The sequence below is a fragment of the Streptomyces sp. NPDC002669 genome, from assembly GCF_042889165.1.
In the GTDB taxonomy this organism is placed as follows: Bacteria; Actinomycetota; Actinomycetes; order Streptomycetales; family Streptomycetaceae; genus Streptomyces.
Genome location: NZ_JBIAQQ010000028.1, coordinates 66,950 through 89,652 on the forward strand (window position 1 = coordinate 66,950; position 22,703 = coordinate 89,652).

The window sequence follows — 22,703 nt, forward strand, 5'->3', positions numbered from 1 at the left end:
CTCCCCCCCCCCCCCCCCCCCCCCCCCCCCCCCCCCCCGGGCCGGGCGCCCCCCCCCCCCCCCCCCCCCCCCCCCCCCCCCCCCCCCCCCCCCCCCCCCCCACGTCCGGGGCCGGGCGTGCCGCGCATCACCCTGGACAGCCTCATGACCGCCGGGTAACTTTTGAATGTATCTGAGCAAGCGCTTAGCCAGGCCGGTCGAGGCGGACCGCACCGATGCCGGCCGAAGGCGACCGCCGACCGAAGCTGATCAAGGAGGCACCCCGTGCGCCGTACGGTATTCGACGAGGACCACGAGGCGTTCCGGGAGACCATACGCGCCTTCATCGAGGCGGAGGTCGTCCCTCACTACGACGAGTGGTTCCAGCAGGGCATCGTGCCGCGCGAGTTCTACTCCAAGCTCGCCGACCTCGGCCTGTTCGGCATCAACGTCCCCGAGGAGTTCGGCGGCGCCGGCCTGGACACCCACAAGTTCGAGGCCATCCAGTACGAGGAGACCGCCCGCGCGGGCATCAACTTCGGCGGCTCCGGCGTGCACGTCCTGCTCGCCCTGCCGTACATCAAGATGCTCGCCGACGAGGAGCAGAAGAAGCGCTACCTGCCGAAGTTCGTCTCCGGCGAGGAGATGTGGGCCCTCGCGATGACCGAGCCGGGCACCGGCTCCGACCTCGCGGGCATGAAGACCACCGCCAAGCTCTCCGACGACGGCACGCACTACGTGCTCAACGGCTCCAAGACCTTCATCACGGGCGGCGTCCACGCCGACCGCGTCATCGTCTGCGCCCGCACCTCGGCACCGACCGCCGAGGACCGCCGTTTCGGCATCTCCCTGTTCGCCGTGGACACCAAGTCCGAGGGCTACTCCCTGGGCCGCAAGCTCGACAAGCTCGGTCTGCGCACGTCCGACACCGCCGAGCTGGCGTTCGTCGACGTGAAGGTGCCCGCCGCGGACCTGCTCGGCGAGGAGAACAAGGGCTTCCACTACCTCGGCCAGAACCTGCCGTCCGAGCGCTGGGGCATCGCCTACGGCGCGTACGCGCAGGCCAAGGCCGCGATCCGGTTCGCGCAGGAGTACGTCCAGGAGCGCACGGTCTTCGGCAAGACCGTCGCCTCCTTCCAGAACACCAAGTTCGAGCTGGCCGCCTGCCAGGCCGAGGTGGACGCCGCCGAGGCCGTCGCCGACCGCGCCCTGGAGGCCCTGGACGCCGGTGAGCTGACCGCGGCCGAGGCCGCGTCCGCGAAGCTGTTCTGCACCGAGGTCGCGCACCGTGTCATCGACCGCTGCCTCCAGTTGCACGGCGGCTACGGATACATGAACGAGTACCCGATCGCCCGCCTCTACGCGGACAACCGGGTCAACCGCATCTACGGCGGCACCAACGAGGTCATGAAGTCGATCATCGCCAAGTCCATGGGCCTGTGAGAGCGGCTGCGTTCCTCCCATGAGCTCAGCACTGGACTCCCTGCTCGATCTGCTCGACCTGGAGCAGATCGAGCGGGACATCTTCCGGGGCACGAGCCGTTCGGCACTCGTTCCCCGGGTCTTCGGCGGCCAGGTCGCGGCCCAGGCCCTGGTCGCCGCGGGCCGCACCGTCCCCGCCCGCTCCCCGCGGGCGGGCGGGGAGGCCCCGTCCGGGGAGATCCCGGCGGCCCACTCCCTGCACTCGTACTTCCTGCGGGCCGGTGACCCCGGCGCGCCGATCGTCTACAGCGTCGACCGCATCCGCGACGGCCGCTCCTTCACCACCCGCCGGGTCGTCGCCGTCCAGCACGGGCAGCCGATCTTCCACCTCTCGGCGTCCTTCCAGACGTACGAGGAGGGCCTGGAGCACCAGGCGGACATGCCGTCCGCGCCGGACCCGGAGTCGCTGCCCACGACGGCGCAGCTGCTCCCCCGGTACGCGGACCGCTTCAGCGACCCGACGGTCGTGGACCGGCTGATCGAGGCGCGGGCCGCGGTCGATCTGCGGTACGTGGACGCCCCGCCCTTCGGCACGGTCGGCGAACCGCGCGAGCCGCGCTCCCAGGTGTGGTTCCGCACCAACGGCAAGCTCGCGGACGACCCCCTGCTGCACGTCTGCATGGCGACGTACGTCTCCGACATGACGCTGCTCGACTCGGTGCTCCTCGCCCACGGGCGCGGGGGCTGGGCGGTCGGCGACGTGGTCGGGGCGAGCCTGGACCACGCGATGTGGTTCCACCGGCCCTTCCGGGCCGACGAATGGCTGCTGTACGACCAGGAGTCGCCGTCCGCGTACGGCGGGCGCGGGCTCGGCCAGGCCCGGATCTACACGCAGGACGGCCGGCTGGCGATCACCGTCATCCAGGAGGGCGTGGTCCGCGTCCCCCGGGTCTGACCCGGCTCCACGCCCCCGGGCGCCCGGGACCCGACGGCCGTGCCGAACGGGCCGGGAAGCGCCAATTCGGACATACTCCCCACCATGAGTGAGGAGCCCCAGCTGGACCCGAAGACCGCCGACGGCGGCGCGAAGGCCGACGGCGTCACGGAGTCCGGTGGCGTCACGGAGTCCGGTGGCGGGGGGTCCGCGTTCACGGTCGTCGTCGCGGCGGTCGCCAACCTCGGCATCGCCGTGGCGAAGGCCGTCGCCGGGCTGATCAGCGGATCGAGCGCGATGCTCTCCGAGGCGGCGCACTCGGTCGCCGACACGGTCACCGAACTGCTGCTGCTCACCGCGCTGAGGCGCAGCGGAAGACCCGCCGACGAGGAACACCCGCTGGGCCACGGCCCCGAGCGCTACATCTGGGCGATGCTCGCCTCCGTCGCCACGTTCGTCGGCGGTGCGGTCTTCTCCGTCTACGACGGCGTCCACACCCTGGTGAGCGGCGAAGAGCTCGGCGATCCGCTCGTCTCGTACATCGTGCTCGGTGTCGCCTTCCTGCTGGAGGGCTACTCGCTGCGCACCGGGCTGCGGCAGGTCCGGGAGGAGGCGGCACGGCTGGGGGCGCCCGTCGGCCACTACCTCCGCCGCACCCCCGACACCGCCGTCAAGGCCGTGGTGATGGAGGACTCGGCCGCGCTGGTGGGGCTGCTGCTCGCCGCGGGCGGGCTGCTCGGCGGGCAGCTGACCGGTTCCGGGGTCTGGGACGGCATCGCGTCCGTCCTGATCGGCCTGCTGCTGGTGTACGTCGCCTGGGTGCTGGGCCGGTCCAACGCCCAGTTGCTGATCGGCCGGCCCGTGCCCCGGTCGATGCGCGAGGGCATCCGCGAGGAACTGCTCTCCGTCCCGCACATCATCGACGTACTGGAACTCACCACGCTCATCCAGGGCCCGGCCGAGATCCTGATCGCCGCGAAGGTCGACTTCCGGGACGCGTCGACCGCCGGACAGATCGAGTGGGCCTGCGAGGAGGCGGAGGAGCAGCTGCGGGAGCGCTATCCGTCGGTGCGCCGGGTGTACCTGGACCCGACGCCGGGCCTGAGACGGCGGGGCCGCGGTCCGGGGCCGGGATCAGGCCGGTGACCGCTCCAGCTCCCGCAGTTCCGCGACGGACATGCGTTCCGCCCGTGCCGCGAGGTGGTCCTGGATGGTCTTGTGCAGGAAGGCGTACCCGTCGCCCGCGCGACGCATGATCGCCCGGTCGGTCGCGTAGACGAGGAAGTCCCGTCGGAGATGCCTCGCCAGCGCCGACCTCATGAAAGGGGAGAGCGTCCAGAAGCGGGCCATGGACCAGTAGAGCCGGTTCGGCCTGCTGGCGGGGTTCCCGGCCTCGTACCCGCTCAGCCCGCGCATGAACCGGAACACCGGATACGTCCCCGACGGCGCCATCCGTCTGAGCACGTCGTCCGGTGCCTGGAGGACCATGCTGGAGAAGTCGTCCGCGTAGTACACCGTCGAGTGGACCTGGTTCAGGTCCCGGGCGAGCCGCAGCAGATCGGCCCGCACCTGGCCGACGGGACGTACCGGAACGACCGGACGGCCCTGGAGGGTCCGGTCGCGGTGGATCATGCGCTCGATGTAGGCGTCGAAGATGCGGCCCCTGCGTTCCTCCGTGTCGCCGGGGGCCGCGACCTCGTCCTCCGCCACGCCCTCGTAGGCGAAGACGGCGACGCCCAGCATGAGCGGTGTGGTCAGCAGCCGGGCCAGCACCGGGTCGGCGGCCGCGGCGGCCGCCAGGCCGCGCAGCCGTTCGCCCCCGCCGTTGAGCAGGGCGTGCACGGCCGCGACCTCCAGGGGCCGCACCCGGACCGCGCCGTTGACGGTGAGCCGCTCCTCCAGTTCGTCGTAGTCGGTCGAGCGGCACGAGACGGCGATCGGGCAGTGCGGGTACTGCTCGGCGGAGAGCAGCCCGTTGATCGCCCGGACGCAGTCGACGCGCCGCCTCGGGGCGACCTCGTCGAGCCCGTCCAGGACCAGGGCGATGCCGTTGTCCCGCAGCAGGGCGCGGCCGGTCTCCCGGGGGAGGCGGTACCGGCTGTGCAGTTCGTCCAGGATCCAGCGCACGAACGGTTCGCCGTGCCAGTCCGTCAGCAGCAGGACGGCCGGGACGGGGGCGTCGTCGTCCCGTTCGGCCGCCTCGGCCAGCTTCTCGGTCAGTTCGAGCATCCGCGAGGTCTTGCCGGCGCCCGGGGCGCCCAGGACGAGGAGCTGGGCGTGGTGGCGGTCGAAGACCTCGTCGATCCGGGTCCCCGCGGCCAGCGGCACCCCGTCCTCCGGGCCGCCGGTGCTGAGCCGGGGCGGGCCCCAGGGGTCGTGCACGGCCTCCCGGTGCTCGGCCAGGCCCAGTTCGATCCGTACGGAGCGTTCCCAGGTCCGGTCCGTGCCGTCCGTCCAGCTCCGGCGCACGGCGTGCAGCAGGGCGGCACGCGCCCTGGCCCGCTCGTCGGCACCGAGTTCGGGTTCCGCTTCCTGCGGGACGAGGTCCCGCAGATACACGATGTAGAGGAGCAGGCCCACCAGGACGAAGGCGACGCACGCGCCGATGACGAGCGTCTTGCGGTCCTCGCCCGCGAAGCCCTTGTAGATGTCGGGCAGCAGCCCGGCCCCGAGTTCCTGGAGGATGAAAAGGGCCAGCACGATGAGCAGTCCGACGAGAACCGACTTCGGTCCGCCCCTGCGGGACCGCTGCCCCGGTGTGAACATGCGCCCCCCACGACACTGGACATTCGTGGCGCAGAGTAGCAATTGCGGGGGCGGGAAGTGGAGTTGTGGCGCCGGGGCCGACCGCCGCTCCCACTCCCGCTGCCGGCCGGTCGGCAGCGGCCCGGGATCAGCCCGGGAGCAGCCCCGCCGCGCCCAGCAGGTAGTCCGTCATCGGGTCGTAGAACCGCGGGTCCATCACGTGGTCGTCCAGCGGGACGACGACCTGGAGCGTGCCCTCCGCCTCGCCGAGGAACAGCGCCGGGTCGTTGCAGTCCGCGTACCCCACCGCGTCCAGGCCGCGCTGCCCCGCGCAGCCCGCCCAGCCGTGGTCGGCGACCACCAGGTCCGGCAGCGGGCGGCCCTCCCGCTCCAGGCCGTCCAGGATGGCGGCCATCGGGGCGGGCGAGTGCGTGTGCCAGAGCGTCGCGCCGCGCTCCTGCACGGCGACGTCCGCGAACTGGAAGACCATGCCCTCGTCGGCGATCAGCCCCGACGGAATCCGTACGATCTCGCATCCGGCGGTCCGCAGCGCCGCCGCGGTCTGCCGGTGCACGTCGAGGAGCCCGCCCGGGTGCCCGGTCGCGAACAGCACCCGTTCCGAGTCCGCCGCCGCCTTCCGCAGCCGGGCCGCCATCCGCTCCAGGGCCTCCACCGTCAGCTCCGGGTCGATGGTGTCCTGCCCGAACCGGTGCTCCGGGTCGTCGCTGACGCCGCAGCGTTCGGCCATCACCGCCAGCACGTCCTGCTCGTCGCGCCACCGGTCCCCGAGCTCCAGACCCAGCCAGTAGTGACGGTCGCCGTTGGCGAGCTTGCGGTAGTGGGAGAGGTTGTTGTCGCGCGGGGTGGCGACGTCTCCGGCGATACGCGTACGGACGAGGTGTTCGACGAGGGCGGCACGGCTGGGTATCGGCATGAACCCATTGTGCCGTCAGGTGTGCGCAGTGTGCCGGATGTCTTGCACGACGGACATACCGGAACGGTCACGCGGGTCGCGCCGGGTCCGTCCCGTTCATGACGGGCCCGGCCCGGTCGTACCGGACCCGTGCCGGGGCGGCCTCGGCGCGTACGTGACCTCGTCCAGGTGGTAGTACCGGGCGACGCACGGGGCCGGCCACACCCGCCGGCCGTGCCCGCCGAACGGCTCCAGCATCCCGCCCACCGGCACCGGCGTGTACGGCAGCACCCGGGCCCCCCGCGCCGCCCGGTCCCTCAGCCACCGGTCCTGGTGGTCCCAGTCGTGGGCGCGCACCGCCATCTCCGTCTCCAGCCGGAGCAGCGGGCCGGCCAGGCCCGTGCAGGCCAGGACGCACACGGTGGCGGCGACGGCCGCCGCGACCGTACGGGACGCCGGGCGGCGGCCCCGTGGCGCCACCGGGGCTGCCGACGATGCCACCGCCCGGCCCAGCAGGACGCCGACGCCGGTCAGCAGCAGCACGTACAGCAGGAGGAAGTCGCCCCAGACGCGCGAGGCGGTCACCACGTCCGCGCCGAAGACGGGGCGGGTGAGGACGACGCAGAGGTAACCGGAGACCAGGAACGCGAGGAGGCCCGCCAGGACCGGCAGGAGGGGGCGTCGCCGGTGCGCCGGCCGGTCTCCCCCGCGGGCCGACAGGCCGAGCAGTACGCCGGCGGCGACCGCTCCCAGGTACGGCCAGGTCGTGAGGACGGTGCCCAGGATCTCCCCGAAGGCCCGCAGCGCCGCGCCCAGGGCCCCCAAATCGAACATGGAGCCGGTGTCGGCGCCGAAGCGTGCGCGCCGGGTGCGTGCGCCGGGCGAGAAGTACAGGACGGCCGTCCCGGTCGCGAGCCCGGCGAGGGCGACCGCGCACCAGGACCGGACACGGGCCCGGCCGGGGCCGGGGGGCGTGCGCGGACCGGTCAGCAGGACGGTGCCGAGCACGACGCACGCGACGGCCGTCGTCTCTTCCGACAGCGTGCCGATGAACACCCCGGCCACGAGGGCGGTGGCCGACGCGAGGAGGTGCCCCCGGCGGGTGCGGGCGCGCAGCAGGGGGATCACGGCGGCGCAGGCCAGTACCGGTGCGAGGGTGTGCGAGACGGAGTTGGCGGGCCAGTAGAACGTCTTGTACGTGTCCGGCGCGGCGAGCAGGAAGGCCGCCGTCGCCGTGGCGGCCACGAGCGGTACGGCCCCGCGCGGCGCGGTCAGTCCCGCCCTGCCGAGCGCGGCGGCGAGCAGCGCCCACAGGACGGCGAGCACCACCGTCCCGCTGACCGGGGCGAACCACTGGTGCCCCGGGACGCCGAACGCGCCGTATCCGACGACCAGCAGCGCGTTGGCGACGCGCCCGTTGTCGTGCAGGTAGAACTTGGCGAGCATCCCGAGGGCGCCCTCGTCCCGTACGACCGGGAGGAAGCACCAGTCGTCGGCGCCCGGCCGGACCAGTCTCCCGAACCAGAAGGCGGCGCCGAGCAGGGCGAACGGGACCGGGGCGAGGACCGCCGTCCACGACACCGCCCGCCGCCGCACGGGACGCGGACGGCCGCCCGCGTCCGTGTCCGTCTTCCCGCCCGTCTCCGGAGCCGCGTCGGTGTCCGTGCTCATGTGCACCGGTGTCCTTCGTACGCCGGGACGACGGACGGTGCCTCGGACAGGTCGCCGGGCCGGGCGCCGGGCGGTCGTACGGTCCGGTCCGGGCATTCGCTCGTCTCCCGCACCACGTAATGCGGCCGGCGTTTCGCCTCGGAATAGATGCGTCCCACGTACTCGCCGATGACGCCCAGTGTGGCGAGCTGAATTCCGCCGAGCGCGACGACGGCGGTCAGCAGGGTCGTGTAACCGGGTACGGCGACCCCGTGCAGGGCGACGTCCGCGATGATCCACAGCGCGTATCCCAAGGCCGTCAGCGCGAGGGCGAGACCGGCGTGGATGGCCAGGCGCAGGGGGCGGCTGTTGAAGGAGACCAGCCCGTCGATCCCGTAATTGAGCAGATGCCTGCCGGCCCATTTCGAACTCCCCGCCGCGCGGCGGACGTTCCGGTAGGCGAAGGACGCGGTGTCGAATCCGATCCAGGAGAAGATCCCCTTGGAGAACCGGTCGGTCTCGGGCAGCGCGAGCACCGCGTCCACGGCCTTGCGCGACAGCAGCCTGAAGTCGCCCTCGCCGTCGACGACTTCGACGTCCATGCAGCGCCCCATGGCCCGGTAGTAGGCGACGCTGAGGAGGGCGCGCAGGGCGCCCTCGCCGGTACGGTCCCGGCGCGCGACGACCTGGTCGTATCCGCGTTTTCGCAACTCCAGCATGCGGGGCAGCAGTTCGGGCGGGTGCTGGAGGTCGGCGTCCATCAGGACGACGGCCTCGCCCCGGGACATCCGCAGCCCGGCGAGCATGGCGGCCTCCTTGCCGAAGTTGCGGCTGAAGGAGACGTAGCGGACCCGCCGGTCCTCGGCGGCGAGCGCCTTGATCCGGGCCCCGGTCCGGTCGCCGCTGCCGTCGTCGACGTAACAGATCTCGAAGGTGCGCCGTATCGGTTCGAGCACGGCGAGCAGCGCACGGTGGAACGCCTCGATCACTTCGTCCTCGTCGAAACAGGGGACGACGACCGAAACCTGACATGTTTCCATGTGAATTCCCCATCAGGCGTGGGCGAGACAACTCGAACCATATGCCCGTGGATCTTCGCGACACCCCGTCCGGAGGGGGCACTGCGGAGAAAAGACGAAGGAATTCAGCCGACCCCTTCGGATTTCCGTATTAATTCATGGCTCAAGGCGCGGCCGGCGGCATTCCCCCGCCTCGAACAGGGTCGATCTGCAGGAACTCCCGGAACTCCGCCGTGCCGGCCCGATCGTTCAGCGCGGCGTTCCACTGCGCGATGTCGCTTTCCGGGACGTCGGCGTCGAGGGGAAGGAAGACCCGGACGGCGTTCGGCCATTGCTCGAAGAACCCACGGGCGACCGAGTCCGTCAACGCCCGTGAGATCGAGTCCCACACCGTCCTGCGGAATTCACGAAGGCCCGGCACCGCGAGGGGGCCGGTGTCCGAACCGGTGAAGCGTCGCCCTGCCCGTTCCGCCTCGGCACGGATCGGCTCCAGCGGGTCGTCGATCCCTTCGGCCCCGACGATGTCCATGTCCCACTCGCCGAGGTGCCATTTCACGTCGATGGCGAACTCCGGGTCCTCGGCGGTCATTTCGTCGAGATGGTGCCGCGAGTGCGCGAAGGCGACGATCGACGTGGCATCGGCACTGGTCGCGATGCCGACGCCGACCACGCCCTCCGCCGGCAACTGTCCCGCGACCGCCGCGACGGCCCGTTCGAGCGCCGGTCCGAGGCGATCGGACCAGTCGCGTGCCCATGCGCAGAACTCAAGATCCATGGTTCATTGTCGACTCCCCCTGCGGGGATCACGGCACAGCCGTCAGGCGCGTACCGCCGCCGCCTCGAAGGCGCCGCGCGCGAGCCGGTGCAGCAGTGCCGCCGTGTCCGCGCGGTCCGGCCGGGCGTCGGGACGGCCCAGGTGCGGGGTCGAGTTCAGCAGGCCGAAGACGGCGTGGACGGCAGCGCGGGCCTCGTGCTCGGGCAGGTCCGGGTAGAGGTCGCGGACGACCTCCACCCACACCTCGACGTACTGGCGCTGGAGCTGGCGGACCCGCTTGCGGTCGGCGTCCCGCAGCCGGTCCAGCTCCCGGTCGTGGAGGGTGATCAGGGGACGGTCGTCGAGGGCGAAGTCGATGTGGCCCGCGATGAGCGCGTCGAGCAGGGCCTGCGGCGAGCCGCCCTCGCCCGCCGCGTCCTCCGACACCCGCAGCCGCCCACCGGCCAGCAGCCGCTCGCTGATGCCGACCAGCAGCTCGGCGAGCATCGCGTCCTTGCCGGGGAAGTGGCGGTAGAGACCGGGGCCGCTGATGCCGACGGCCGCGCCTATCTCGTCGACACCGACGCCGTGGAAGCCGCGCTCGGCAAAGAGGCGGGCGGCCTCCTTGAGGATCTGCTCGCGGCGGGTGGGGGCGTCCGTCCTGGTGGTCATGGATTCGATTCTAGACAGTCGGGTTAGCGAACGTTAACCAGAGCGCGACGCACTCGCCCCGCGCTCCGCCCCACCCAGCACCCCCGACCGCCCCAGGCGCCCCCGGAGTCCCAGCCACTCCCGACGCTCCCGCCGTTCCCGCCGTTCCGGTGTCTCCACCGCCTCCACCGTTCCCGCCGCCCCGGCCGGGCCGCCCCACGGCGTCACCGCGCGCAACAGCCACTCCACGGGCCCGAGCCGGCAGGCGTACAGCCCGAGCCCGGTGGCGTACGCGGCCGCGGGCGCCGGGGGCCGGGCGGAAGCCCTGGACAAGGCTGTTAGCGCTCGTTAACCTTGGGGCAGACGTTAACGGTCACTAACTACTGCGGTACGGGCAAGGGGGCTCGACACGATGCAGCAGGCACCGGTGCTGACGAGCGCGGCCGATCCCGCCTCCGAGGCCTGGCAGGCCAACGAGGCGGCACATCACGCGCTCGCCGACGAGCTGCGTTCGCGGCTCGCCGCGGCCAGGCTGGGCGGGGGTGAGAGGTCCCGTGCCCGGCACGTGGCGCGCGGCAAGCTGCTGCCCCGGGACCGGGTGGACACCCTGCTCGATCCGGGTTCCCCGTTCCTGGAGCTGGCCCCGCTGGCCGCCGAGGGGTTGTACGGGGGCGCCGCACCGGCGGCCGGGGTGATCGCGGGCATCGGCCGGGTCAGCGGCCGGGAGTGCGTGATCGTCGCCAACGACGCGACCGTCAAGGGCGGCACGTACTACCCGATGACGGTGAAGAAGCACCTGCGCGCCCAGGAAGTGGCGCTGGAGAATCGTCTTCCCTGCCTGTACCTCGTGGACTCGGGCGGCGCGTTCCTGCCGATGCAGGACGAGGTCTTCCCCGACCGGGAGCACTTCGGCCGGATCTTCTACAACCAGGCCCGGATGTCCGGGGCCGGCATCCCGCAGATCGCCGCGGTGCTGGGTTCCTGCACGGCCGGCGGGGCGTACGTCCCCGCGATGAGCGACGAGGCCGTGATCGTCCGCAACCAGGGCACGATCTTCCTGGGCGGGCCGCCGCTGGTGAAGGCCGCGACCGGCGAGGTCGTGACGGCCGAGGAGCTGGGCGGCGGCGAGGTCCATTCCCGTACGTCGGGGGTGACCGACCACCTCGCCGAGGACGACGCGCACGCGCTGCGGATCGTGCGGAACATCGTGGCGACCCTGCCGGACCGGGGCGCGCTGCCGTGGTCCGTGCGGCCCGTCGAGGAGCCGAAGGTCGACCCCGCGGGGCTGTACGGCGCCGTCCCGGTCGACTCGCGCACCCCGTACGACGTGCGCGAGGTGATCGCCCGGGTCGTGGACGGCTCGCGGTTCGCCGAGTTCAAGGCCGAGTACGGGACGACGCTGATCACCGGCTTCGCCCACATCCACGGCCACCCAGTGGGGATCGTCGCCAACAACGGCATCCTGTTCTCCGAGTCCGCCCAGAAGGGCGCCCACTTCATCGAGCTGTGCGACCAGCGCGGCATCCCGCTGGTCTTCCTGCAGAACATCTCCGGCTTCATGGTGGGCCGGGACTACGAGGCGGGCGGCATCGCCAAGCACGGCGCCAAGATGGTCACGGCGGTCGCCTGCACCCGCGTGCCGAAGCTGACCGTCGTGGTCGGCGGTTCGTACGGCGCGGGCAACTACTCCATGTGCGGCCGGGCCTACTCCCCCCGCTTCCTGTGGATGTGGCCCAACGCGAAGATCTCCGTCATGGGCGGCGAGCAGGCCGCGTCCGTCCTCGCGACGGTCAAGCGCGACCAGCTCGGCGACGACTGGAGCACGGCGGACGAGGAGGCGTTCAAGGCCCCGATCCGCGAGCAGTACGAGACCCAGGGCAACGCGTACTACGCCACGGCCCGGCTCTGGGACGACGGTGTGATCGACCCGATGGAGACCCGGCAGGTGCTGGGACTCGCCCTGACCGCGTGTGCCAACGCCCCGCTGGGTGACCCCGGCTTCGGCGTCTTCCGGATGTGAGGAACAGATGACGATGTTCGACACGGTTCTGGTCGCCAATCGCGGCGAGATCGCGGTACGTGTCATCCGCACGCTGCGGGAGCTCGGCATCCGTTCGGTCGCCGTCTTCAGCGACGCGGACGCGGACGCCCGGCACGTCCGGGAGGCCGACACCGCGGTGCGGATCGGGCCCGCGCCCGCCGCCATGAGCTATCTGAGCGTGCCCGCGCTCCTGGACGCGGCCCGCCGCACCGGCGCGCAAGCCGTCCACCCCGGCTACGGATTCCTCGCCGAGAACGCCGACTTCGCGCGCTCGTGCGCCGAGGCGGGGCTGGTCTTCATCGGCCCGTCCGCCGACGCCATCTCGCTGATGGGCGACAAGATCCGGGCCAAGGAGACCGTGGCGGCGGCCGGGGTCCCGGTCGTGCCCGGCTCCTCCGGGAGCGGGCTCACCGACGAGCAACTGGGCGCGGCGGCCCGGGAGATCGGGATGCCGGTGCTGCTGAAGCCCTCGGCGGGCGGCGGCGGCAAGGGCATGCGGCTGGTGCGCGACGAGACGCTGATCGCGGACGAGATCGCGGCGGCCCGGCGCGAGGCACGGGCCTCGTTCGGCGACGACACGCTGCTCGTGGAGCGGTGGATCGACGGGCCCCGGCACATCGAGATCCAGGTGCTGGCCGACACCCACGGCAACGTGGTCCACCTCGGCGAGCGCGAGTGCTCGCTCCAGCGCCGTCACCAGAAGATCATCGAGGAGGCGCCGTCCGTCCTGCTCGACGAGGAGACCCGGGCGGCGATGGGCGAGGCGGCCGTCCAGGCGGCCCGCAGCTGCGGCTACGTCGGCGCGGGCACGGTGGAGTTCATCGTCCCGGGCGAGGACCCCGCCTCGTACTGCTTCATGGAGATGAACACCCGCCTCCAGGTCGAGCACCCGGTCACCGAGCTGATCACCGGCCTGGACCTGGTGGAATGGCAGCTGAGGGTGGCGGCGGGCGAGCAACTCCCCTACACGCAACAGGACATCGCCCTCACCGGCCACGCCGTCGAGGCCCGGATCTGCGCGGAGGACCCGTCCCGCGGCTTCCTGCCCTCCGGCGGCGCCGTGCTCGCGCTGCACGAGCCGCAGGGCGACGGCGTGCGGACGGACTCCGGGCTCGCCGCGGGCGGCGAGGTCGGCAGCCTGTACGACCCGATGCTGTCGAAGGTCATCGCGTACGGCCCCGACCGCGCCGCCGCGCTGCGCCGGCTGCGGGCGGCGCTCGCCGACACTGTGATCCTCGGCGTCCCGACGAACGCCGGGTTCCTGCGCCGGCTGCTCGCCCACCCGGAGGTGGTGACGGGCGACCTGGACACCGGCCTGGTGGAGCGCGAGGTGACCGGCCTGGTGCCGGAGGGCGTGCCCGAGGAGGTGTACGCGGCGGCGGCGCTGCTGCGCCGGTCCGCGGCGGCCGACGCCTCCCCCGTCGGCGACGCCGCCGGCTGGGTCGACCCATTCTCGGTGGCGAGCGGCTGGCGGCTGGGCGGCACCCCGGCCCGTACGGTGCTCGACTTCCGCATCCCGGGCCACGACCCGGTGCAGGTCTCGCTGCGCGACTGCCCGACGGGCACGGAGCTGGCGTTCGGCCACGTCGGTGAGGGCGCGCAGCCGCCGGAGCCCGTGACGGGCGCCTGCGGCCCGCTGGCCCCGCTGCCCGGCGGCCGGGAGACGGCCAGGGTCGTCGAGCTGACCCCGCACCGCCTCGTCGTCGAACTCGCCGGTGTCACGCACGCGTTCACCCATGCCGCGTCCCCGGACGGGGTCTGGCTGGGCCGCGAGGGCGACAGCTGGCACGTGCAGGACCACGACCCGGTGACGGCGTCGCTGGCCGGTGCCGCCCGGTCCGGTGCGGACACCCTCGCCGCGCCCATGCCGGGCACCGTGACCGTCGTGAAGGTGGCGGTCGGGGACGAGGTCGTGGCCGGTCAGAGCCTGCTCGTGGTGGAGGCGATGAAGATGGAGCACGTCATCTCCGCCCCGCACGCCGGGACCGTGACCGAACTGGACGTCACCGCGGGCACCACGGTCGCCATGGACCAGGTCCTGGCCGTGGTGACCCCCGCCGGGTCCGCCGAAGCCCCCGAGGAGCAGGCATGACGACGCCCCGCACCCTGCCCATGACCGTACCGGCCCCGGATCTGCCCGCCCGGGTCCGCATCCACGAGGTCGGCGCCCGCGACGGGCTCCAGAACGAGAAGTCCGTCGTACCGACCGAGGTGAAGGCGGAGTTCATCCACCGCCTGGTCGCCTCGGGGCTGACCACCGTCGAGGCGACCAGCTTCGTGCACCCCAAGTGGGTGCCCCAACTGGCCGACGCCGAGGACCTGTTCCCCCGCCTGGCGGACATCGACGGCGTGGCCCTGCCGGTCCTCGTGCCGAACGAGCGCGGGCTGGACCGGGCGCTGGCGCTCGGTGCCCGCCGGATCGCCGTGTTCGGTTCGGCGACCGAGACCTTCGCGGCCCGCAACCTCAACCGCACGGTCGACGAGTCGCTGGCGATGTTCGAGCCGGTCGTCGCCCGCGCCAAGGCCGACGACGTGCACGTCCGCGGCTATCTGTCGATGTGCTTCGGCGACCCGTGGGAGGGCCCCGTCCCGGTCCGCCAGGTCGTGCGGGTCGCCAGGGCGCTGATGGACCTCGGCTGCGACGAGCTCTCCCTCGGCGACACCATCGGCGTCGCCACGCCCGGCCACGTACGGGCCCTGCTCGCCGCGCTGAACGAGGAGGGCGTGCCCACCGACACCATCGGCGTGCACTTCCACGACACGTACGGGCAGGCCCTCTCCAACACCCTCGCCGCGCTCCAGCACGGGGTGACCACCGTGGACGCCTCCGCGGGCGGCCTCGGCGGCTGCCCGTACGCGAAGAGCGCGACCGGGAACCTCGCCACCGAGGACCTCGTGTGGATGCTCCAGGGCCTCGGCATCGAAACCGGGGTCGATCTCGACGCGCTCACCGCCACCAGCGTGTGGCTCGCCGACCAATTGGGCCGACCCAGCCCCTCCCGTACCGTCCGCGCGCTCTCGGTGCGATAGACACCCGTCCCACAAGGAGTGACCCCTGCCATGTCCCTGGACCACCGGCTGACCGCCGAACACGAGGAACTGCGGCGCACCGTCGAGGAGTTCGCGCACGACGTCGTCGCCCCGAAGATCGGCGACTTCTACGAGCGGCACGAGTTCCCGTACGAGATCGTGCGGGAGATGGGACGGATGGGCCTGTTCGGGCTGCCGTTCCCCGAGGAGTACGGCGGCATGGGCGGTGACTACCTCGCCCTCGGAATCGCCCTGGAGGAGCTGGCCCGGGTCGACTCGTCCGTGGCGATCACCCTGGAGGCCGGGGTCTCGCTCGGCGCGATGCCGGTCTACCGCTTCGGCACCGAGGAGCAGAAGCAGCGGTGGCTGCCGAAGCTCTGCTCCGGCGAGGCGCTCGGCGCGTTCGGCCTGACCGAGCCGGACGGCGGCTCGGACGCGGGCGGCAGCCGGACGACGGCGGTGCGCGACGAGGCCACCGGCGAGTGGGTGATCAACGGCTCCAAGTGCTTCATCACCAACTCCGGCACGGACATCACGGAGCTGGTCACGGTCACGGCGGTGACCGGCCGCAAGGAGAACGGCGCGCCGCTCATCTCCTCCATCATCGTGCCGTCCGGCACCCCCGGCTTCACCGTCGCGGCCCCCTACTCCAAGGTCGGCTGGAACGCCTCGGACACCCGCGAGCTGTCCTTCGCCGACGTCCGCGTCCCGCTGGAGAACCTGCTCGGCGAGGAGGGCCGCGGCTACGCCCAGTTCCTGCGCATCCTGGACGAGGGCCGGATCGCCATCTCCGCCCTGTCCACGGGCCTGGCCCAGGGCTGTGTCGACGAGTCGGTGAAGTACGCCGCCGAGCGCCACGCGTTCGGCAAGCCGATCGGCTCCAACCAGGCGATCCAGTTCAAGATCGCGGACATGGAGATGCGCGCCCACATGGCCCGCGTCGGCTGGCGCGACGCGGCGTCGCGCATGCTGGCGGGCGAGCCCTTCAAGAAGGAGGCCGCGATCGCCAAGCTGTACTCCTCGACGGTGGCGGTGGACAACGCCCGCGAGGCGACCCAGATCCACGGCGGCTACGGCTTCATGAACGAGTACCCGGTGGCCAGGATGTGGCGCGACTCCAAGATCCTGGAGATCGGCGAGGGCACGAGCGAGGTCCAGCGCATGCTGATCGCCCGCGAACTGGGCCTTCCGTCCTGACGCACGGCAACGAAAAAGGGGCGGCGCTCGCCGGAGCCCCGCCCCTTCCGTATGCCCGCGCCCTCCGACGCGGGCCTCACGACTCGCCCTCCGGAGCCGCGTAGTCCGGGCACAACGAGTGCCCGCACTCGCACGGCGGCCACCGGAGCGCGGCCCCGGGCACGAGATCCGCACCGTCCGCGCCGGGGTCGTCCTTCGGCACGATGAGAACGCCGTCGCCGCCGGACGCCCTCGTCAGCCGGGACAGATTCCGTCGGGCCTTGCTGCCTTCCGCCATATCGCTCGCCTCACAGCCTGTTCGTTCACGGAGACCAACCAAGCAACCAAGCAAGCAAGCAAGCAAGCAAGCAACGTTCACAGTCCTGGGACTGCAAACATCCAACGGAGAGATAATGTCACAGTCCTGGGACTGTTAACACTCTCCGAGCTGTGCTTGACTGCTCCTGTCGGAGAGGAGCGACGCATGGCGCCCAAGTGGCGGGAGTTGGCGGACAAGCTGGCCGAGCGCATCAGGAGCGGCGAGTACGCGCCGGGCGATCGACTGCCACACATCAGAGATCTCGTCCAGGCGGGCGAGGGCTCCAAGTCCACGGTCCACGCGGCGTACAAGGCCCTCGAAGCCGAGGGGTTGGTCATCTCGTCACGCGGACACGGAACCGTCGTACGACCGCTCGCGCCGCTCAAGAGGCTCGGCACGGAGCGGTACGACAAGGCGAAGTGGCGCGACGGCGACGAGGTCGCCTTCATCGCGGACCGTGTGGCCTCCGGTCGAGCACACAAACGCGGGGACCAGACTCAGACCGTGGGCCTTGTCGCGGCCCCACCTGCCGTCGCCACCGCTCACGGGCTGCCCGTCGGCGCCCCGGTGTACGCACGTGCCCGGCTCGTGAAAGAAGACGGGCGACCGACGCACACCCTGACCAGCTATTACCGTCCCGAGCATGTGGAAGGAACGCCCCTCGTCGATCCCGCTCCAGGCCCTGCCGGCCGTGGTGGCGGATTCCGTGTCCTGTACGACGCGGGCTACGAGATCGACCACATGAAGGAGGAGTTGTTCGCACGCGCTTCGACGCCCGAGGAAACGAAGCTCCTCATGCTGCCGAGCGGCGAACCGGTCGTCGAGTTGCACAGGACCGCCTGTACGGCCGACGGAACCGTGGTCGAGTTCGCCATAGGCGTCCATGCCGCCTCACGCTTCACCTGGTCGTACGGCTTCAAGGTTCCCGACTCGGCACAGAACGAAGGCGACACGCAATGATCTCCGCCCAGGCATGGGCCGACGCCCGCCGGTTGTGGGACCACCACCTCATGCACCACGCCCCCCGCCCCTGCTCCGTCGCGATCGGGCTCGGGAGCCATGACCTCGGTGTGGCCGACGCGGCGGTGGAGCTGTACCGGCGCGGCATGGCGCCGCTCATCGTCTTCACCGGTGCGACGAGCCGGACGACCCGCGATCGGATGCCCCGCGGCGAAGCTGTGCACTACCGCGAGCGGGCACTCGAACTCGGTGTACCGGACAGCGCCGTGCTCGTGGAGCCACGTGCCCGTAACACCGGCGAGAACCTGCGCTTCTCGCGCGAACTGCTCGAAGGGGCGGGCGTCGACGTCTCGTCCGTACTCCTGATCAGCAAGCCGTACGAGGAACGCCGCGCCCACGCCACCGCCCGCAAACTGTGGCCGGGCGTCGAATTCGTGAGCGCGTCGGACCCCATGGCCTTCGAGGAGTACGTGGACTCCATCGGGGACGACCGCCTGGTGATCGACATGCTGGTCGGCGCACTGCAACGCCTGATGATCTACCCGGCACAGGGCTTCATGGTCGAGGACCCCGTTCCCGGGGAAGTGGCGGCGGCGTACGAGCGGTTGTGCCGCGCGGGGTTCACGAGCCGGCTGGTGTGAACGAGAACCGCCCGTCCCCCGCGAACGCGGGGAACGGGCGGTGGCGGTACGCGGGCCCGCGGGCCGGGAGTCAGACCTTCGCCGTGGCCTGTTCCGGAGTGGTGCCGGTTTCGGTGTCGTCCCCGGTGCGGCGCATGGCCGGGATGGCGGCGGCGACCAGGGCCGCGACCAGGGCGACGCCGCAGCCGACCATGAGCCCGGTGCGGAAACCGTCCTCGGACGTGAGGGTGTGGCCGCCCATGGTGACGGTCATCTGGGAGAGGACCACACCGACCACCGCGGCACCGATCGACGTGCCGAGCGAGCGCATGAGCGTGTTGAAGCCGTTGGCGGCGGCGGTCTCGGACAGCGGGACCGAGCCCATGATCAGCGCGGGCATCGCCCCGTACGCCAGGCCGACGCCGCTGCTGGTCACCATGCCGACCACCATCAGGCCCCACGCCGAGCCCATCAGCACCAGCGCCAGGCCGTAGCCGGCCGCGATGACCAGGATGCCGCAGACCAGGGTGAACTTCGGGCCCCGGGCATCGATCAGCTTTCCGCCGAGCGGGGAGACGATCATCATCATGATGCCGCCGGGCGCCAGCCACAGGCCCGCCGCGAGCATCGACTGCCCCAGGCCGTAGCCGGTGGCGGACGGCAGCTGGAGGATCTGCGGCGCGATCAGCATGCTGGCGTACATGCCGAAGCCGACGAAGACGGAGGCGAGGTTGGTCATCAGCACCCGGGGGCGGGCGGTGGTGCGCAGATCGACCAGCGGGTCACGGGTGCGCAGCTCCCACCCGCCCCAGGCGACCAGCACCACGACGGCGGCGGCGAACAGGCCGAGCGTGGTGGCCGAACCCCAGCCCCAGTCGGCGCCCTTGGAGACCGCGAGCAGCAGGCAGACCAGGCCCGCCCCGAGGCCGAGCGCGCCGAGCACGTCGAACCGCTGCCCCCTGGCCCCGGCCGGCACGTCGGGGATCAGGAACCAGATCAGCGCCGCGACCACGGTGGCCAGAGCGGCCGAACCCCAGAACAGCACCCGCCAGTTCGTGTACTGGGCGACCGCCGCGGAGATCGGCAGGCCGAGCGCGCCGCCGATGCCCATGGAGGCGCTGACCAGCGCGATGGAGGAGCTGAGCTTCTCCGCCGGGACCACGTCGCGCAGCAGCGCGATGCCGAGCGGCAGTACGCCCATGCCCATGCCCTGCAGTCCGCGGCCGACGATCATGGGGACGACGGACGACGAGAGCGCGCACACCACCGAGCCGACCACCAGCGGCACGGAGCAGACGAGAAGCATCCGGCGCTTGCCGACCATGTCGCCCAGCCGGCCGGAGACGGGCACGCAGACGGCGGAGACCAGCAGGGTGACGGTGATCACCCAGGCCGCGTTCGAGGGGGTGGTGCTCAGGATCTGCGGCAGCTCCGCGATGAGCGGGGTGACCAGGGTCTGCATGATCGCCGCCGTGACTCCGGCGATGGCCAGCGTGGCGACGACGCCACCGGTGCGGGTTGATGGCTGGGGCGCGCCCATCCAGGACTCCTCGGGTGTGTATCGGAAGAAGACCATGCATCGTACACACTCAATGCATCATGCACGTTATATGTACGCTACATAGTCCTGTGGGAGAATGATGACCGGCGCCCGGAACACGCCGGGTGCCCGGAGGACAACGGGAGACGGCAGGAGCATGACCAGGCCCACCCACGAGGTCGAGTACGAGCAGATGCTCCTCAGCCGCCACAGCCTGCTGCGCAACAAGGGCGGGCGGCGCAAGGGCGGCCTGCTGGACCACAGCGCCTACATCCTGCTCAGCCGCATCCGCGTCCAGGGGCCGATGTCGATCGGCGAGCTCAGCGACGCCTTCGGGCTCGACGCGTCCACCCTCAACCGGCAGACCGCGGCGGCCATGCGCGCCGGACTCGTGGAACGCATCCCGGACCCCGCGGGCGGCATGGCCCGCAAGTTCCGGATCACCGACGAGGGCGCCCGCACACTCGACGCGGAACGCGAGGGCATCACCGACTCCCTGGAACGGGTCATGGCCAACTGGTCGGACGAGGACATCTCCGGCTTCGCCGCCTACCTGCGCCGCTTCAACACCGACATCGAGCGCCTGGGCGGCCGCCCCTGGCCGCGCCCCTGACCCTCCCGCGCGGATCGGCGCGTCGAGGAGTGAACCGCGGCGCGACCGACCGGGAAATCCGCTCGACGCCCCGGCACGGCATGCCGCACAGTCCACGCATGAGTCCCCGCCACTGGCCCCTGCACGGGCTCCGCCTCCGCACGCCGCGCCTGGAACTGCGCCTGCCGGGACTGGAGTTGACCGACTGCCGCCGGAAGGAGTTCGGCGCATGACACTGCTGGTGCACACCTTCGTGTACGACGGGAAGGGGAACTGGCAACTGCTCGACGACCCCGACGACGGAGGCGACATGGCCGGCTTCGAGAGCAGCCGGACCAAGCTCTGGGGGTCGGAGCGCACCCGTGCGCTCGGGGCCCGGTTCCTTCCCCGGCTCGCCGACGACGACATGTACGTGGAGCCGGAGGAGGTCGAGGACTTCCTGGCCGAGTGCGAGCTGCTCCGCGGGAACACGGCGGCCCTGGGCGCGCACAGCGGCTACGGGGAGGACTACGTGGTCGCGCGGCTCGGCAACATCGAGCGTGCCGCCCTGCGGGCGCGGGCGGTGGGCGGCGGGGTCCTGGTCTGGTGAACGTGCGAATGAGCGGGGTGCAGGGGCGGTCCGGCCCGGACCGGGCCGCCCCCCTCTCACCTCACTCCGTCGCCCAGGGGACCTCCGGCGCCCGGTAGTAGTCGACGCCGAGCGCCGAGAGCCTCGGGCCCTGGGCGCCCAGGCGCACCTTGTACGCCTCCCAGTCGTGCGTGGCGGCGGGCGACCAGCCGAGTTCCGCGACGCCGGGCAGGCGGGGGAACGCCATCTGCTCGATCTCGCCGCTGTCGGTCAGGGTCTCCGACCAGAGCGGCGCCTCGACCCCGAGCACCGCCTCCTGCGGCACGCCGTCCAGGTACGCCGCCGGGTTCCAGTCGTACGAGCGCTCGACGGAGACGTAACCCGCCCAGGACAGGCCCAGCCTGGTGTCCTTGTCGTACTTCATGTCGAGGTAGCTGCGGTCCGCCGGGGACAGCACCAGCTTCGTGCCGTTCGCGGCGGCGCGGGCCACCTGCTCGCGTTCGGCCGCGCCCGTGCGGTCGTAGCCCCAGTACTGGGCGATCGCGCCCTTCACCGGGGTGGCGCCGGTGAGCTGGTGCCAGCCGATCACGGTCTTGCCGTACTTGCCGACGACGGCCTGCGCCCGGTCCATGAAGGCCACGTAGTCCTCGTGACTGGTGGAGTGCGCCTCGTCCCCGCCGATGTGGAAGTACGGGCCGGGCGTCAGCTCGGCCACTTCGCGGATCACGTCGTCCACGAAGTCGTACGTGACGGCCTTCGGGACGCAGAGCGAGCTGAAACCGACCTGGGTGCCGGTGTACAGCGGCGGCGCGACGCCGTCGCAGTTCAGCTCCGCGTACGAGGCGAGCGCCGCGTTGGTGTGGCCGGGCAGGTCGATCTCCGGCACGACCTCCAGGTAACGGGAGGCCGCGTACCGGACGATCTCCCGGTAGTCGCTCTTCGTGTAGTGGCCGCCGGGTCCGCCGCCGACCTCCGTCTGCCCGCCGTACGTGGCGAGCCGCGGCCAGGAGTCGATGGCGATGCGCCAGCCCTGGTCGTCGGAGAGGTGCAGGTGGAGCTTGTTCATCTTGTAGAGGGCGAGCTGGTCGATGTAGCGCTTGACCTCGGCGACGGAGAAGAAGTGCCGGGACACGTCGAGCATCGCGCTCCGGTACGCGTAGCGCGGCGCGTCCGTGACCGTGCCGCCCGCGACCTTCCACGGCCCCTTCCGCGGGTCCTTGCGCTCCACGTCGGCCGGGAGCAGCTGACGGAGCGTCTGGACGCCGTGGAAGAGTCCCGCGGGGCGGCGCGCGGTGATGGTGACGGAGTCGCCGCCGGACTTCAACCGGTAGCCCTCGGCGCCCAGTTCGGGGGCGCCCTCGTCCAGGCGGAGCCGGATGCCGTCCCCGCCGTCGCCGGTGACCGGCAGCGCGTAGCCGGTGGACGGGCGCAGCACGCCCGCCAGGTAGTCGCCGATCCGCCGGACCTCCCCCGAGTCGCCGCCGACACGGATCCTGGTGGCCGGGGTGATGGTGTACGGGGAGCCGCCGGGCTCCGCCCGCACGGGCGCGGGCACGATCTGCCCGAGCGGACGGGGCAGGGCGGCGGCCGGGCCGTCGTCCGCCGCCGGTCTCTCCGGGGCCGCGCCGATGCCGGAGATGCCGGCCGCGGTGACGAGCAGCAGCGAGCCGAGCAGGCGGGGAAGCGCGACGCGTCGTGTCCTGTGCAGTCTCACGAGCCGGTCCCTTTCGACGGGTTCACATCTGTGGGTCGTCCATGGAGCACCTGAGCAACCGAGCCATCACCATGCG

20 protein-coding genes are annotated in these 22,703 nt (G+C 71.9%); 11 read left to right on the top strand and 9 right to left on the bottom strand.

The genetic code is table 11. The features are described from left to right. The first annotated feature begins 264 nt into the window (after positions 1-264). The 3 genes from ACFYW1_RS31555 (at position 265) to ACFYW1_RS31565 (ending at position 3,481) form a co-directional block, all read left to right on the top strand. Positions 265-1,422 carry an acyl-CoA dehydrogenase family protein gene (locus tag ACFYW1_RS31555; RefSeq protein ID WP_356933631.1) on the top strand — a complete coding sequence of 386 codons (1,158 nt, stop codon included), beginning with the start codon at positions 265-267 and terminating at the stop codon, positions 1,420-1,422. A 19-nt stretch (positions 1,423-1,441) separates the two neighbouring features. After that, on the top strand, positions 1,442-2,356 hold the full coding sequence (locus ACFYW1_RS31560; RefSeq protein ID WP_389000863.1) for an acyl-CoA thioesterase: 915 nt from the start codon (positions 1,442-1,444) through the stop codon (positions 2,354-2,356). 84 nt (positions 2,357-2,440) lie between these two features. Beyond that, positions 2,441-3,481, top strand: a complete 1,041-nt coding sequence (locus ACFYW1_RS31565) for a cation diffusion facilitator family transporter (RefSeq protein ID WP_389000866.1) — start codon at positions 2,441-2,443, stop codon at positions 3,479-3,481. Here the strand turns inward: ACFYW1_RS31565 and ACFYW1_RS31570 are convergent. The 6 genes from ACFYW1_RS31570 to ACFYW1_RS31595 all read right to left on the bottom strand — a co-directional run bounded on the left by ACFYW1_RS31570 (position 3,470) and on the right by ACFYW1_RS31595 (position 10,088). Next, complete coding sequence (locus ACFYW1_RS31570) at positions 3,470-5,101, bottom strand: NACHT domain-containing protein (protein ID WP_389000869.1); 1,632 nt, start codon at positions 5,099-5,101, stop codon at positions 3,470-3,472. The genes ACFYW1_RS31565 and ACFYW1_RS31570 overlap by 12 nt on opposite strands. A gap of 127 nt (positions 5,102-5,228) precedes the next feature. Further along, positions 5,229-6,014 carry a phosphatase gene (locus ACFYW1_RS31575; RefSeq protein ID WP_389000872.1) on the bottom strand — a complete coding sequence of 262 codons (786 nt, stop codon included), beginning with the start codon at positions 6,012-6,014 and terminating at the stop codon, positions 5,229-5,231. Between the two features lie 96 nt (positions 6,015-6,110). After that, positions 6,111-7,664, bottom strand: a complete 1,554-nt coding sequence (locus tag ACFYW1_RS31580) for a DUF6056 family protein (protein WP_389000875.1) — start codon at positions 7,662-7,664, stop codon at positions 6,111-6,113. Then, positions 7,661-8,683, bottom strand: coding sequence for a glycosyltransferase family 2 protein (locus ACFYW1_RS31585; RefSeq protein WP_389000878.1), 1,023 nt, complete (start codon positions 8,681-8,683; stop codon positions 7,661-7,663). The genes ACFYW1_RS31580 and ACFYW1_RS31585 overlap by 4 nt, the downstream gene beginning before the upstream one ends. Positions 8,684-8,825: 142 nt before the next feature. Beyond that, on the bottom strand, positions 8,826-9,437 hold the full coding sequence (locus tag ACFYW1_RS31590; protein WP_389000881.1) for a DUF4303 domain-containing protein: 612 nt from the start codon (positions 9,435-9,437) through the stop codon (positions 8,826-8,828). Between the two features lie 42 nt (positions 9,438-9,479). Continuing rightward, complete coding sequence (locus ACFYW1_RS31595; RefSeq protein WP_389000884.1) at positions 9,480-10,088, bottom strand: TetR/AcrR family transcriptional regulator; 609 nt, start codon at positions 10,086-10,088, stop codon at positions 9,480-9,482. A 391-nt stretch (positions 10,089-10,479) separates the two neighbouring features. Here ACFYW1_RS31595 and ACFYW1_RS31600 point away from each other — a divergent pair, with 391 nt between their 5' ends. Genes ACFYW1_RS31600 through ACFYW1_RS31615 form a run of 4 tightly spaced genes read left to right on the top strand, consistent with a single transcriptional unit; the run spans position 10,480 to position 16,335 of the window. Continuing rightward, entirely contained in the window at positions 10,480-12,087 is a 1,608-nt protein-coding gene (locus ACFYW1_RS31600; protein ID WP_389000887.1) for a carboxyl transferase domain-containing protein, read from the top strand. 13 nt (positions 12,088-12,100) lie between these two features. Next, the gene (locus ACFYW1_RS31605) at positions 12,101-14,200 is read left to right on the top strand and encodes an acetyl-CoA carboxylase biotin carboxylase subunit (RefSeq protein WP_389000957.1); all 2,100 of its coding nucleotides are present in this window, start codon (positions 12,101-12,103) and stop codon (positions 14,198-14,200) included. After that, positions 14,197-15,138, top strand: coding sequence for a hydroxymethylglutaryl-CoA lyase (locus tag ACFYW1_RS31610; RefSeq protein WP_389000890.1), 942 nt, complete (start codon positions 14,197-14,199; stop codon positions 15,136-15,138). The genes ACFYW1_RS31605 and ACFYW1_RS31610 overlap by 4 nt, the downstream gene beginning before the upstream one ends. A gap of 30 nt (positions 15,139-15,168) precedes the next feature. Beyond that, on the top strand, positions 15,169-16,335 hold the full coding sequence (locus tag ACFYW1_RS31615; protein WP_389000893.1) for an acyl-CoA dehydrogenase family protein: 1,167 nt from the start codon (positions 15,169-15,171) through the stop codon (positions 16,333-16,335). 76 nt (positions 16,336-16,411) lie between these two features. Here the strand turns inward: ACFYW1_RS31615 and ACFYW1_RS31620 are convergent, their stop codons facing one another. Beyond that, positions 16,412-16,612 carry a hypothetical protein gene (locus ACFYW1_RS31620; protein WP_389000896.1) on the bottom strand — a complete coding sequence of 67 codons (201 nt, stop codon included), beginning with the start codon at positions 16,610-16,612 and terminating at the stop codon, positions 16,412-16,414. Positions 16,613-16,798: 186 nt separating this feature from the next. Between ACFYW1_RS31620 and ACFYW1_RS31625 the strand changes: the two genes are divergently transcribed. Further along, the gene (locus ACFYW1_RS31625; protein WP_389000900.1) at positions 16,799-17,593 is read left to right on the top strand and encodes a GntR family transcriptional regulator; all 795 of its coding nucleotides are present in this window, start codon (positions 16,799-16,801) and stop codon (positions 17,591-17,593) included. Continuing rightward, positions 17,590-18,234 (top strand): YdcF family protein, encoded by a 645-nt coding sequence (locus tag ACFYW1_RS31630; RefSeq protein WP_389000903.1) that lies wholly within the window; start codon positions 17,590-17,592, stop codon positions 18,232-18,234. The genes ACFYW1_RS31625 and ACFYW1_RS31630 overlap by 4 nt, the downstream gene beginning before the upstream one ends. 70 nt (positions 18,235-18,304) lie before the next feature. Here the strand turns inward: ACFYW1_RS31630 and ACFYW1_RS31635 are convergent, their stop codons facing one another. Then, the gene (locus tag ACFYW1_RS31635) at positions 18,305-19,753 is read right to left on the bottom strand and encodes an MFS transporter (RefSeq protein WP_389000906.1); all 1,449 of its coding nucleotides are present in this window, start codon (positions 19,751-19,753) and stop codon (positions 18,305-18,307) included. Between the two features lie 157 nt (positions 19,754-19,910). Here ACFYW1_RS31635 and ACFYW1_RS31640 point away from each other — a divergent pair, with 157 nt between their 5' ends. Then, a complete protein-coding gene (locus ACFYW1_RS31640; protein WP_389000909.1) occupies positions 19,911-20,366 on the top strand; it encodes a MarR family winged helix-turn-helix transcriptional regulator in 456 nt (151 codons plus the stop codon). 208 nt (positions 20,367-20,574) lie between these two features. Continuing rightward, positions 20,575-20,934 carry a hypothetical protein gene (locus ACFYW1_RS31645; protein ID WP_389000912.1) on the top strand — a complete coding sequence of 120 codons (360 nt, stop codon included), beginning with the start codon at positions 20,575-20,577 and terminating at the stop codon, positions 20,932-20,934. A 61-nt stretch (positions 20,935-20,995) separates the two neighbouring features. Here ACFYW1_RS31645 and ACFYW1_RS31650 read toward each other — a convergent pair whose 3' ends face one another. Then, positions 20,996-22,627, bottom strand: a complete 1,632-nt coding sequence (locus ACFYW1_RS31650; protein ID WP_389000915.1) for a beta-N-acetylhexosaminidase — start codon at positions 22,625-22,627, stop codon at positions 20,996-20,998. Positions 22,628-22,703 lie beyond the last annotated feature (76 nt).